Genomic DNA, 12,499 nt, shown 5'->3' on the forward strand with positions numbered 1-12,499 from the left:
TAAAAACAGTCCAACCTGCTTGTAAAGTAGGATCGCACACTCGGCCCGATAATGTTGGCCGTGTGGCTGGTGCGGTGCATAAACAGGATCGAGGAAACGCGTCGTGGCCGAGGCCATCGATACCCATACTCATTTCGTTCCGGCGCACATCCCGTCGGAACCGGGCCGCAATCCGCGCTGGCCGTCGATCGAACGCAGGGATCGCGACGGCGCTGCGGTAATAGTCGGCGGCAAGGTGTTTCGCGTCATCGATTCGCGAAGCTGGGACGCCAGGCGTCGTATCGACGACATGGCTGCCGACGACGTCGACGTGCAGGTCGTCTCTCCGATGCCGGAACTGCTGTCGCATTGGTTTCCGCCCAGCGACGCAGACGCGCTGTGCCGGTACGTGAACGAGGGGATCGCGGAGCTTTGCGCCGCGCATCCCCGGCATTTCGTCGGGATCGGAATGGTGCCGATGCAGGACACATCGCTCGCCGTCAAGCGGCTGGACGAGATAAGATCGCTCGGCCTGCGCGGCATCGAGATCGGCAGCCATATCAACGGCATTGCACTTGGGGATACGCGCCTGCACGCGGTCTATGCTGCTGCTGAGCAGGCCGGGCTCATGGTGATGATCCACCCGTTGCATCCGCTCGGTCTCGACCGCATGGGCGGCCGTCCGGAACTCGCCGCCGTTGCTGCATTCCCGTTGGAGACTGCCTTCGCGGCGGTGTCCCTGATGACGGGTGGCATTGTCGAGGCGTTTCCGAAATTGCGGTTCTTGCTCAGCCATGGAGGCGGCGCGCTGCCCTGGATATTGCCGCGTTTGCGGCATGCGAGAACAATCGGAGCGCCTCTGGATAGCCTGTTTTCGTGCGATCCCGGCGAGATGGCCAAGGCATTTTACTACGACACTATTCTCTATGATCGCGCAGCGCTGGACTATCTCGTCGCAAAGGTCGGCAAGGAGCGGCTGGTGGTAGGGTCGGATTATCCATTTACCATCAAGCAGGACCGTCCGGCGGAATTCGCAGAAGCGGCGCTGGGCATTGCGCGCGAAACATTCGCCGACAATGCGCGAACGCTGCTCGGCCTCCAAACGGGGTCGACTGCGCGCCGCGCTCTTTGAGAGGGAGGTTGTCCTGGGTACGTGCTATTCCTATCCCCAGTCTTGTTCGCTTGGGCCGCTGCCACCGCGCACACCGGCCCGTCCCGACCCGCAAGTACCGCGCGACAGTGCGCTCGGCGCATGTGCGCACGGCAAGATAGGCGCCTTTTATTTCTACATGGAGGGCTCGAGCGACGATCCTGCGTTCGGCTTTTGCGAGATCGAGGTGTCGGTGCAGCATATCGCCGACGGTAAGGTGAGACTGGAGCTTTATTGCATTGCCGACGGCTATCAGAGCGAGCGCGGTGTCGGCAAGAGATGCCCTTTGAAAGTGGCGATCCTGGCGAAAGACAAGGTTCTGGCAACGGCGGACTGGCATTTCCCCGACGTGATCTGCGGCCACGCCGATCCCATGCATTTCGTAACGGATCTGGCCATGGCCGATAATCTCTTCGCCAGGGTTGACCGAATTGAGCTGGCCGGGACGACCGGTGAATCGGAACCTTGCCGGTAGGCTCCAGCACATCGGCATTGGGCCGAGTGTTGCGGCGTCGCGTCAATAAACCGGATGGACTGCTTGTAACAAAATGTTCTCATGAATAGTAAACCAGCGTACAAGTAAGAACAAATCGAGGACTGTCTCCCGCCAATGGCGGCAACCTGTTGATGTCGAGGAACGATTCATGCGTGCGTACCTGGCGATGGCGTTCGGCCTGTTCGTTGCCTTGCTCGGGATGGATGTGGCGGATGCCGCATCCTATCCGTCTCGGCGGATCAATCTCGTCGTGCCGTTCCCGGCGGGCAGCGCGACCGACGCCGTGACCCGGCGTCTGGCTGAAAGCATCGGGACCGCCACAAGCGCAGCCGTGGTGGTCGAGAACAAGCCGGACGCCGATGGCAACCTTGCGGCGTTGTCGGTTCTGAAGGCGGAGGCCGACGGATACACGGTCTTCGTGACCACCAACTCGACGCAAGCAGCCAACGTCAATCTTTTCAGTTCGATGCCCTATGATCCCGCCCGCGATTTTGCGCCCGTTGCCGGGATCATGACCATTCCGATGATGCTGACGGTGAAGGCGGAGTTTCCCGCCCGCAACGTGGCCGAATTCGTCGCCTTGGCAAAGGCGCGTGAGAAGCCGTTGTCGTTTGGCAGCGGCAACACGTCGAGCCGGGGAGCTGCCGAACTCTTCCGCTTTCGTGCTGGAATCGCGATGCAGCATGTTCCCTATCGCGGAATGCCTCAGGCATTGACCGACATTCTTTCCGGCGAGATCGACTGCGTATTCGCCGATCCGGCCAGCGCGCAAGGGCTGGTGCAGGATGGACGGTTGCGTGTACTGGCGGTGACCAGCAGCGAGCGGCTGGCGACCATGCCGACTGTTCCGACAATCGCGGAAGCCGGGCTAGCCGGATCGGAGTTGACTGCCTGGGTCGGCGTCTTCGTGCGCACGGGCACGCCACCCGATATCATCGCGAAGCTCAATCAGCTTGTGACGGCGTTTGTCACGCGCGAAGAGACGAAGGCTTATCTGGAATCGATCGGCGCAAAGCCGTTTCGCGCTAGCCCCGAAGAGCTGAGAGCCTTTGCGGAGGCTGATACCAAACGCTGGGCGGAGATCGTCGAGATCGCGAAAATCGAGAAGAAATGATCTGCTGGCTATCGAGCTTCAGGCCGCCCGCCGCTTTTTGCGGGGCTTGGAGCGTTGCACGTCAGCCTCTTCGTCCGCTTTTTGGCCCTCGGGCAGCGTACCGTCCGACATGGCGAGCAGGTTGTGCTTCATCGCCAGGAGCGCATCCGATGCGCCCTCCAATTGCTTCCGGTCGATACCGTTGACGATCATGGCGTTGAACTTGTCGGTTTCCTTGCGGAGCTTCTCGAGGAAGCCGCGCGCCTGCTTGGTGACGTAGACGCGTTTGACGCGCCGGTCGACCGGATCGGCCTGGCGTATCACGAAGCCGGAAGACTCCAGGCGGTCGATCAGCGCCCCCACGGCAACCTTTCCGACGTCGAGCTCGTTGGCGAGCTGGGTCTGGGGCAGGCCGTCCTTGCGCGAAATGAACGCGAGCACCCACCATTGCGAGCGGGTGATTCCGAGCGGCGCCAGGGCGCGGTCGAACATCATCCTCCTGAGCCGCGACACGTCGTGGATGAGATATCCAAGCCGGAGATCCCAATCGGGCTGATCAGCCATTGATGTTTCCCTTAAAGCGAGTCGCGAGCAGGCCCTCAACCAATACCATACACCAGCGTATTTTAAAGGGCATATCGCGATTTCAGGCTCAAACTGAGCATCTTAACCCGCCGTTAACCGGTTTACAAAACAAGTACGCTAGTGTATGAATTGCGTGCCGGTTCTGGCCAGGCACAGCGAAACGCGATCAAAATCGCGCCGCGGGGAAGGAAGACACCATGTTCGACGCCGCCCTGCTTCAAGGCAAGCGGATCCTGGTCACGGGTGGAGGCACCGGGCTTGGCAAGGAGATGGCGGTAGGGTTCGCGGCCCATGGCGCGAAGGTCTATATATGCGGGCGGCGCAAGGAAGTGTTGGATCTGGCGGTGGCCGAGATCCGCGAACGGTCGCGCGGACAAGCGGACGCCTTGATCGCCAACGTTCGCGACCCTGATAGCATCGAGGCGATGATATCGGCGATATGGGCGGACGGCCCGCTCACCGGCCTCGTCAACAATGCAGGGGCCAATTTCCTGGCCCCGACCGAAAGCCTGTCGCCGCGAGGCTATGAGGCGATCCGGTCGACGGTGATGGACGGTTCCTTTTACACTTCCGTTGCCTGCGGCAGACGATGGATTGCCGAAGGTTTGCCCGGCGTGATCATCAGTAACCTCGTCACCTGGGTTTGGACCGGATCGGCCTATGTGGTGCCGGCGGCAATGGCAAAAGCAGCGGTACACGCCATGACCATGTCGCTGGCGGTCGAGTGGGGTCCCAAAGACATTCGCGTTAATGCGATTGCGCCGGGTCCGTTTCCGACCGAAGGCGCGTGGGACAAGCTCAATCCACTGGCGGAGACCGGTGTCGGCGCAACGCAGGCGGACGAGGTTCCGTTGCGTCGTTTCGGAAAGATGGACGAGTTGCGCAATCTCGTGATCTTCCTGATGTCGGACGGCTGCAGCTACATCACCGGCGACACGATCAGCATCGATGGCGGCCACCATTTGGCTGCGCCCAGCACCTTTGCAGGTCTGGCGAAGTTGTCGCCAGCCGATTGGCAGCGCGCGCGCGAGGCTATTCAAGCCTCGGTGCGGAAGGAAAAGGAAACGCGGTCGATCTGACGTCGGCCGATTCCCGGCAGCCTGCGGCAACAAACAGGGAAAGGCATCGAATGGATCTGGCGATCTCGACAAAGAGCTTTCAGTGCACGATCGACGATGGGCTTGCCCATATCGTCCTTGATCAGCCCGACCGGGGCAATCCCATCGATGGGGAGTTCTGCCGCGAATTCAGCCTGTGCATTGCCGAACTCAGCGAACGAGCCGACGTGCGGTCGGTGCTGATCTCCGCGCGCGGCCGGCTGTTCAGCGTCGGCGGCGACCTGACGTCGCTGGTGAAGCAGGGAGACGCGCTGCCCCGAACGATCAAGGCCTGGACGGCGGACTTGCATGCCGCGATTGCAAGAATGGTCCGGATGCGGGCACCCGTCGTTGCCGCCGTGCACGGTAACGTCGCCGGCGGAAGCGTTTCCCTGATGGCGGCTGCGGATCTGGTCGTCATCGCGGAATCGGCGCGCATCTCGTCGGCCTTCTCAAAGATCGGATTCAGCCCGGACAGCGGCTCGACCACTACGGTTACACGCCGGATCGGCGTGGCGCGCGCGAGACGATTTTTCCTGCTGGCCGAGACGCTGGACGCGGGGACGGCCCTGTCGCTCGGCCTCGTCGATTTCGTCGTTCCCGATGGCGAAGTGCAGCGCGAGGCGGAACGAATAGCGCGGGAACTGGCGGCCGGTCCCACCGAGGCCTATGGCGCGATCAAACGCCTGTTTTCGCAGACGCTGGACCGGCCGCTGGAAAGCCAGCTGGAGGAGGAGGCGCAGACGCTCGCCGCCATCGCGCGGACGGCCGATGCGCGCGAAGGCGTCAAATCATTCGTCGAAAAGCGGAAGCCCGCATTCATTGGGCGGTGAAACCGGCGCCCGGCACCCCGGATGCGACAACCTTGACCAGTTGCAAACTATCGTAACTCAGAATAAGGTACACTAGTGAACTATATTAATCCGAACATAGAATTCGGAACATCCGCCGCAGGAGGGAAAGATGACCGCAGCCGCTGCCAAGCGAGACACTTCTGCCGCCAGTTTCCGGGAGGCCGGATACTGGCTCGACAAGACCGTTGATCAGCTTCTTACCGAGGCGGTGGCCAAGGCGCCCGACAAGGTGTCGATCGTCGCCGATCGGGCAGATCGCGAGCACGCTCATCGTTTGACCTACAAGGAGCTCGAAAGGCGCGCAAATTGCGCCGCCACTTCGCTGCTGCGGCTCGGCGTCGGGCGCGGCGATATCGTCACGGTGCAATTGCCAAACTGGTGGGAATTCGTCGTCACGGCCTTCGCCTGCAGCAAGATCGGCGCGGTGATGAATCCGGTGATGCCGATCCTGCGGGAACGCGAACTGGTCTACATCCTGAATTTCTGCAAGGCCAAGGTCTTCATCGTCCCGAAGAACTATCGCGGCTTCGACTACGCGGCGATGGCGCAGGGTATGCGAGGCGATCTGCCCGATCTCCAGCACGTGATCGTCGTCGACGGCGATGGACCTGACAGTTTCGAGCGCGCGCTGCTGGCGTCTGATCCCGGAAAACTTCCCCCAGGTCTGGCGCCGGACGACATGGCCGTCCTGATGTTCACCTCCGGCACGACGGGCGAGCCGAAGGGCGTCATGCACACCTCGAACTCGCTCATCGCCTGCTGCAAGGCGCTGACGGGCAGGTTCGGCCTCGATTCCAGCGATGTCATGCTGGTGGCCTCACCGGTAGGCCACATGACGGGATATGCGGCAATCGTTCTGCTCTCGGTCTATCTTGGCGGCACGATGATCCTTCAGGACGTGTGGGAGGCCAAGCGCGGCGTCAGCCTGATGGCGAGTGAAGGCGTTACCTATACCGCCGCCTCGACGCCGTTCCTGAACGACATCTGCGAGGCCGTGAAGGCGGGCGCTCCCCATCCGAGGGATCTGCGCTCGTTCCTGTGTGGCGGCGCGCCGATTCCTTCCGTCCTGATCGAACGTGCAGCCAACGAACTCGGCCTCAAGGTCTGTTCGCTCTGGGGCATGACCGAGATCCTGTCGGGCACACTCACCGAACCTTCGCGGGCAGGGGAAAAGTCGGCGACCACGGATGGCCGAGCGCAAGATGGGATGGAAGTCCGCATTGTCGATCTCGACGGCAAGCCGATGCCCGCCGGTCAATCGGGACGGCTGCTCGTTCGCGGCGCCCAGATGTTCAAGGGCTACTACAAGCGGCCGGAGCTGCAGACATTTGACGGTGAGGGATGGTTCGATTCCGGTGACCTCGCGTACATGGACGAGGATGGCTACATCCGCATCTCGGGCCGGGTGAAAGACATCCTGATCAGGGGCGGGGAAAACGTACCGGTCGTCGAGGTCGAAAACCTGCTCTACAAGCATCCTGCCGTCGCCGCGGTCGCTCTGGTTGGTTTTCCTGATGCACGGCTCGGCGAGCGAGGCTGCGCCTTCATCGTTCCGCGCCCCGGGAGCACGATCGATCTGGCCACGGTGCAAACTTACTTGCGCGACTGCAAGATGGCGAAACAGTTCTGGCCGGAGCGCGTCGAGGCCATAGCTGACCTTCCTCGCACCGCCAGCGGCAAGATTCAGAAGTTCAAGCTGAAGGAGATCGCTGCGACATTTGCCGAAACGAAGTAGCGCAGAGGCGGCATCCGTCCTGGTTATTGATCGGAGTAGGACGGGTCCCGCCGCTCGCGAAATGCCGCGACGGCTTCGGCGTGGTCATGTGTTTCCAGCAGCATCACCTGCTGCCGGTCTTCCATCATGAGCGCCGCATCCAGGCTCGGGGCGTCGATCAGGACGTTGAGGGCCTGCTTTGTCAGTCGCAGCCCCATGGGAGAAACACGCAGCATTTCGGAGGCGAATTCGAGCCCCGTCGCGAGCAGTTCATCGGCGGGAACGATATCGCTGACCAGCCCGATCGCCTTTGCCCGCTCGGCCTTGAGGAAGCGACCCGTGAGCAACAGCTCCGACGTGACGGAAAGACCAACGAGCCGGGGCAGGAGGTAGCCCGAGCCCATGTCGCAGCCGCCGACGCCGATGCGGATATAGGCGGCATTCATCCGAGCATCCGGCGCGGCGAAGCGGATGTCACAGGCCAGCAGGAAGGAAAAACCGGCGCCGCATGCGGCGCCATGGGCAAGGCCGATGATCGGCTGCGGGCACGACCGCATCAAACGGATCACGCCGGAATAGTTTTGCTGCATCCGGAGCTGGCGCTGTGGCCGTCCCTTGCCGGGCGCGGCAAACGCATCCGATCCGAGTTCGGCGCCGGCCGAAAATTCGGGTCCGTTGCCGCGCAGGATCACGACGCGCGTCGTCGGCCGGTCGTGGAGACCAGAGAAATAGTCGGTCAAATCCGCGATCATTTCTGGCGTGACCGCGTTGCGCTGGGCAGGGCGATCCAACGTCAGGATCTCGATCGCGCCATGGGTTTCGATAGTGATCGTTTTCGGTTGCGTCACGGCTGCGCTCCCATCGTTCATTGTCTTTGATGACAGATAGTAATATAGTGTACCATAATCGAGCGCAATGCTCGGTGAAGCCTCCAGCGGTGCTGTAACAAAGGCCGCAAGATAGCGACAAGACGTCAGGGAGACGAGACAATGCCATATCAGTCCGTGTTCAGGCCGGATCTGTTCAAGGGGCAGACGATCATCGTGACCGGCGGCGGCAGCGGGATCGGGCGCTGTACGGCCCACGAACTCGCCGCGCTCGGCGCGAACGTGGCGATCATGGGCCGGACGGTGGAAAAGCTTAATGAAGTGCAGCGGGAGATCGAGGAGGATGGCGGTCAGGTGATGAGCCACGCCTGCGACATCCGCGATGACGCGATGGTCGTGGCCGCCATCGAGGCGGTGCTCGCGAAATACGGTCGCATCGACGGCCTCGTCAACAACGCCGGCGGTCAGTATCGCTCGCCGCTGAAGGAGATTTCCACCAAGGGGTTCGAGGCGGTCGTGCGCAACAATTTGACCGGCGGCTTCATCTTCATGCGCGAGGTCTATAACCGCTGGATGGAGGCCAATGGCGGCGCCATCGTGAACATCATCGCCGATATCTGGCACGGCTGGCCCGAGTTCGGCCATTCCGCTGCTGCGCGCGGCGGCATGCTGACCCTGACCGAAACGGCTGCTTGCGAATGGTCGGGATCAGGCGTGCGCGTCAATGCGGTGGCGCCCGGCGGCATCGTGTCGAGCGGTTTTGATACCTACACGCCGGAAATGCAAACGAAGCTGCACGACTTTACGGAACGGGTGCCGCTGCAACGCTTCGGGACAGAAGCGGAAATATCTGCCGCCATTGTCTTCCTGTTGTCGCCGGCGGGAGCCTATGTCACCGGCTCCTGCCTCCGCGTCGATGGCGGAACGCCGAATGCGCGAACCACCTGGAAGCTGGAACCGCACAGCCGCAGCTTGCCGTTTGAAGGCTTTCATCGCGCTACGCTGCCGGAAGTGATGAAGCGGAAAGCCAGCGCGTAGTCTAGTCGACAGCGATGATCAGCTTGCCGTGGTTTTCTCCCCGGTAGAGCCGGGCAATGGCGCCGGGAGCGTGTTCGAGTCCCGGCAGAATTTCCTCGTCGTGGACGATCTTGCCGTCGAGCGCGAACTGCGTCAGGCGAGCTGCCGCGGTTTCGAATTCACTGACGTGATCGAAGATGATGAAGCCCGACCATCGCAGGCGGCGGGTGAGGATTTCCCGCTCTGGCCGCGGGCCCGTGGGAACAGGTGTCCAGGAGGCGTTGGCAGCCGTGCCGCACTGGATGATCCTTCCCCGCAGCCGCATGGAGCGGACGGCGGCATCGGCGATCGAACCACCGGTGTTGTCGAAGAAGATGTCGTTGCCGTCAGGGCATGCCTCGCGGATCGCCGCCGCAAGGTCGGCGATTTCGCGATAGTTGATCATGTCCTGATAGCCGTAGCGGGCTTTTGCGAGCGCAGCTTTTTCAGCCGAGCTGGTAAGTCCGACAGCGCGGCAACCCGCGATCTGTGCGAGTTGCCCGACAAAACTGCCCACGCTGCCGGCCGCGGTCGATACCAGAACATGTTCACCAGGTTTTGGGTCGCCAAGACCGTGCAAGGCGAGATAGGCCGTGAGGCCGTTGATGCCGAGCAGGCTCACATTGGCGCTGAGGGGCAGGGCTGAAGGTTGAACGCGGCGCAGCACGGCATCCGGCGTTGCAACGCAGTAGATCTGCCAGCCGAACCAGCCATACACGAATTCGCCGGCTTGAAACTCCGGCGCGTTGCTCTCGATGATTTCACCGACGGTGAGCGCGCGCATGGGAGCGTCGAGCGGCACCGGCGCGCTGTAGTTCCCTTCGTCATTCGCCCATCCGCGTTGGGCCGGGTCGACGGAGAGATAGCGGTTCCTGATGAGTATCTCACCCTTGCCGGGCGCGGGCATCGGCTCCGTCGCCAGCGCAAAATGCTCGGTTTGTGGTATTCCCCGCGGCCGCGAAACGAGCCGCACCTGTCGGTTCACAAGGGCGCCCATGGTCAATCCTCCCAATTAGTACACTTGTGTACGATATAACAATACGATAGAAAATGGATGGGAGACAAGGAAGTCCTTGCGGCGCAGGCCGTCTTATTCACCCCGGGATCCAGCAAGAGGCAACAAATGGCGGGGCTCTTCTTCGAACAATTTTCTGTCGGACAGACGTTTTCCCATGAAATCCGGCGCACGGTCACGGACATGGACAACATCCTGTTCTCGTCGCTGACCTACAATCCGGCGGCGGTTCATATCGACCACGAATATGCCAAGGGAACTGAGTTCGGAAAGCCGTTGATGAACTCGATCTTCACGCTCGGCCTCATCATCGGACTGTCGGTGCAGGATACGACGTTGGGCACCACCGTCGGAAATCTGGGAATGGAGGACACCAAGTTTCCACGCCCGGTATTCGGCGGCGATACGCTGCGTGCCGAAACCAAGGTCGTATCACTGCGCGAAAGCAAGTCGCGTCCGACGCAGGGCATCGTGACGTTCGAACACCGCGGGTTCAATCAGCGCGATGAAGAAGTGGTCTACTGCCGCAGGAACGCTCTGATGATGAGGCGACCAAAATGAGATTGCGCTCGCTTCTTTTCGTGCCGGCCGACAGCGAACGGAAATACGCCAAGGCGACCGGCATCGGCGCCGACGCGCTGATCCTTGATCTGGAGGACTCGGTTGCGCCGGGCCGAAAGGCCTTTGCCCGTGATGCCGTCAAGGCGCTTCTGGGGGGTGGGGAGAGGGATTGGTCGTTCCTGGTTCGGATCAACCCGTTCGGCACAGACCTTACGCTCGAAGATCTGGCGGCGGTGGTTCGCCCGGGCCTCGACGGCATTCTGATTCCCAAGGTCAACGGTATCGAGGATGTCGATCTCGTCTCGCACTATGTCGACGTGCTGGAGGTGGCCACCGGTATCACGCCTGGCCACGTCAAGCTGCTGGTTGTCGCGACCGAAACGCCCGCCGCCATGATCGGTTTCAACGGCTATGCGCGCAAGAACAAACGCCTGGTGGCGATGACGTGGGGCGCGGAGGATCTCGGTGCGGCGCTGGGCGCGCTCACCAACAAGGAGGCGGATGGAAGCTGGACGTTCCCCTATCAGGTGGCGCGGGCGCAATGTTTGTTCGCCGCGGGTGCCGCCGGTGCGGCGGCGCTGGATACGCTATATGCCGATTTCAAGGACCAAGTAGGACTCGCGGAAAGCTGTCGGATTGCGCGCCGAGACGGATTTGTCGGCCGGATCGCGATTCACCCCGATCAGGTCGCAACCATTAACAGCTGCTTTACGCCGTCTGACGCTGATCTCGCGCATGCGCGCCGCGTGGTCGCTGCATTCGCGGCCGACCCGGATGTCGGCACAGTCGGGATTGACGGCAAGATGTACGATATTCCGCATCTGGTCGCCGCTAGGCGAACCCTGGCCTCCGTCGGAGAGGGAAGCTCCAATGGATAAATCGTCCTCCAATCAGCTCGACGTTTCGGAAGATCATGCCGCAATTCGCGAGGGCGTTCGTGCTGTTGTCTCCCGCTTCGACGACGAATATTGGCTGGCGCGCGATGAGGACGGCGAATTTCCGCGCGAATTTCACCGCGCCATGGCCGATGCCGGCTGGCTCGGCATCACCATGCCGGAGGAATACGGCGGTTCCGGTTTGGGCGTTACCGAGGCCGCCATCATGATGCATGAGGTGGCAAGCCACGGCGGCGGCATGACGTCGTCATCATCAGTGCATATCAATCTGTTTGGTCCGCATCCGATTGTCGTCAAGGGAACGGACGACCAGAAGCGGCGCTGGGTACCACGCCTCGTTTCGGGCGAAGACCAATGCTGCTTCGGCTTCACCGAACCCGATGCCGGACTGAACACCACGCGCATCAAGACCTTTGCCGAAAAGGTGCCCGGCGGCTACCGCGTGCATGGACAGAAGGTCTGGACCTCGACCGCGCAAGTCGCCAACAAGATCATGCTGCTGACGCGGACCACCAAGTTCGAGGAATGCAAGCGGCCGACCGACGGCATCACCATCTTCTACACCGATCTCGATCGTTCGAAGATCGAAGTTCGCCGCATTCCGAAGATGGGCCGCAAGGCGGTGGATTCCAATGCTATCTTCATCGACGGCCTGTTTGTTCCGGAAGCGGACCGGATCGGCGAGGAGGGAAAGGGCTTTTCCTATATTCTTCACAGCCTCAATCCCGAACGGATATTGATTGCGGTCGAGGCTATCGGGATCGGGCAGGATGCGTTACGCCGCGCGACGCGCTACGCCCGGGAACGCGTCGTGTTCGACCGTCCGATCGGTCAGAACCAGGGCATTCAACATCCGCTCGCCGAACGCTGGATGTATCTGGAAGCAGCATGGCAGATGGCTACGCGCGCCGCCTGGCTCTATGACAACGGCAGGCCCTGCGGCGCCGAAGCAAACAGCGCGAAGTTTCTGGGCGCTCGCGCCGGTCACGATGCGGCTTGGCAGGCCATCATGACCCATGGCGGCTTCGGCTACGCCAAGGAGTATCACGTCGAGCGGCTGTTCCGTGAGGTCGCGATTACCCGCCTAGCGCCGATCACGGAGCAACTGATTCTGAGTTTCATTGCCGAGAAGGTACTCGACTTGCCGAAGAGCTACTAATCCGCGGCGCGGCTTAT

General features: G+C 61.7%; 13 protein-coding genes. 10 read left to right on the top strand and 3 right to left on the bottom strand.

Going from position 1 to position 12,499, the window contains the following annotated elements; all coding sequences use genetic code 11:
- Window positions 1-103: 103 nt before the first annotated feature.
- From KIP88_RS05660 to KIP88_RS05670, 3 genes are all read left to right on the top strand, one after another.
- A complete protein-coding gene (locus KIP88_RS05660; protein WP_214486874.1) occupies window positions 104-1,111 on the top strand; it encodes an amidohydrolase family protein in 1,008 nt (335 codons plus the stop codon).
- Window positions 1,056-1,604 (top strand): hypothetical protein, encoded by a 549-nt coding sequence (locus KIP88_RS05665; RefSeq protein ID WP_214486875.1) that lies wholly within the window; start codon window positions 1,056-1,058, stop codon window positions 1,602-1,604. Before KIP88_RS05660 ends, KIP88_RS05665 begins: the two co-directional genes overlap by 56 nt.
- A gap of 169 nt (window positions 1,605-1,773) precedes the next feature.
- Complete coding sequence (locus tag KIP88_RS05670; RefSeq protein WP_214486876.1) at window positions 1,774-2,739, top strand: tripartite tricarboxylate transporter substrate binding protein; 966 nt, start codon at window positions 1,774-1,776, stop codon at window positions 2,737-2,739.
- An 18-nt stretch (window positions 2,740-2,757) separates the two neighbouring features.
- Here the strand turns inward: KIP88_RS05670 and KIP88_RS05675 are convergent, their stop codons facing one another.
- Complete coding sequence (locus tag KIP88_RS05675; RefSeq protein ID WP_214486877.1) at window positions 2,758-3,213, bottom strand: MarR family winged helix-turn-helix transcriptional regulator; 456 nt, start codon at window positions 3,211-3,213, stop codon at window positions 2,758-2,760.
- A gap of 287 nt (window positions 3,214-3,500) precedes the next feature.
- Here KIP88_RS05675 and KIP88_RS05680 point away from each other — a divergent pair, with 287 nt between their 5' ends.
- The 3 genes from KIP88_RS05680 (at window position 3,501) to KIP88_RS05690 (ending at window position 6,989) form a co-directional block, all read left to right on the top strand.
- The gene (locus tag KIP88_RS05680) at window positions 3,501-4,382 is read left to right on the top strand and encodes an SDR family oxidoreductase (RefSeq protein ID WP_214486878.1); all 882 of its coding nucleotides are present in this window, start codon (window positions 3,501-3,503) and stop codon (window positions 4,380-4,382) included.
- Window positions 4,383-4,432: 50 nt separating this feature from the next.
- Window positions 4,433-5,233, top strand: a complete 801-nt coding sequence (locus KIP88_RS05685) for an enoyl-CoA hydratase/isomerase family protein (protein WP_214486879.1) — start codon at window positions 4,433-4,435, stop codon at window positions 5,231-5,233.
- A gap of 130 nt (window positions 5,234-5,363) precedes the next feature.
- Window positions 5,364-6,989 carry an AMP-binding protein gene (locus tag KIP88_RS05690; RefSeq protein WP_214486880.1) on the top strand — a complete coding sequence of 542 codons (1,626 nt, stop codon included), beginning with the start codon at window positions 5,364-5,366 and terminating at the stop codon, window positions 6,987-6,989.
- Window positions 6,990-7,012: 23 nt separating this feature from the next.
- Here KIP88_RS05690 and KIP88_RS05695 read toward each other — a convergent pair whose 3' ends face one another.
- Window positions 7,013-7,816: an enoyl-CoA hydratase/isomerase family protein gene (locus KIP88_RS05695; protein WP_214486881.1), complete on the bottom strand. Its 804-nt coding sequence runs from the start codon at window positions 7,814-7,816 to the stop codon at window positions 7,013-7,015.
- A 141-nt stretch (window positions 7,817-7,957) separates the two neighbouring features.
- On the opposite strand from KIP88_RS05695, the gene KIP88_RS05700 reads away from it, so the two are divergent.
- Window positions 7,958-8,833, top strand: coding sequence for an SDR family oxidoreductase (locus KIP88_RS05700; protein ID WP_214486882.1), 876 nt, complete (start codon window positions 7,958-7,960; stop codon window positions 8,831-8,833).
- A 1-nt stretch (window position 8,834) separates the two neighbouring features.
- Here KIP88_RS05700 and KIP88_RS05705 read toward each other — a convergent pair whose 3' ends face one another.
- Entirely contained in the window at window positions 8,835-9,848 is a 1,014-nt protein-coding gene (locus tag KIP88_RS05705) for an NADP-dependent oxidoreductase (RefSeq protein WP_214486883.1), read from the bottom strand.
- Between the two features lie 126 nt (window positions 9,849-9,974).
- Here KIP88_RS05705 and KIP88_RS05710 point away from each other — a divergent pair, with 126 nt between their 5' ends.
- Genes KIP88_RS05710 through KIP88_RS05720 form a run of 3 tightly spaced genes read left to right on the top strand, consistent with a single transcriptional unit; the run spans window position 9,975 to window position 12,482 of the window.
- The gene (locus KIP88_RS05710) at window positions 9,975-10,427 is read left to right on the top strand and encodes a MaoC family dehydratase (protein WP_214486884.1); all 453 of its coding nucleotides are present in this window, start codon (window positions 9,975-9,977) and stop codon (window positions 10,425-10,427) included.
- Window positions 10,424-11,305, top strand: a complete 882-nt coding sequence (locus KIP88_RS05715; RefSeq protein ID WP_214486885.1) for a CoA ester lyase — start codon at window positions 10,424-10,426, stop codon at window positions 11,303-11,305. Before KIP88_RS05710 ends, KIP88_RS05715 begins: the two co-directional genes overlap by 4 nt.
- A complete protein-coding gene (locus KIP88_RS05720) occupies window positions 11,298-12,482 on the top strand; it encodes an acyl-CoA dehydrogenase family protein (RefSeq protein WP_214486886.1) in 1,185 nt (394 codons plus the stop codon). Before KIP88_RS05715 ends, KIP88_RS05720 begins: the two co-directional genes overlap by 8 nt.
- Window positions 12,483-12,499: the final 17 nt, after the last annotated feature.

The sequence above is a fragment of the Bradyrhizobium sp. SRL28 genome (assembly GCF_018596315.1).
Classification (GTDB): Bacteria; Pseudomonadota; Alphaproteobacteria; order Rhizobiales; family Xanthobacteraceae; genus Bradyrhizobium.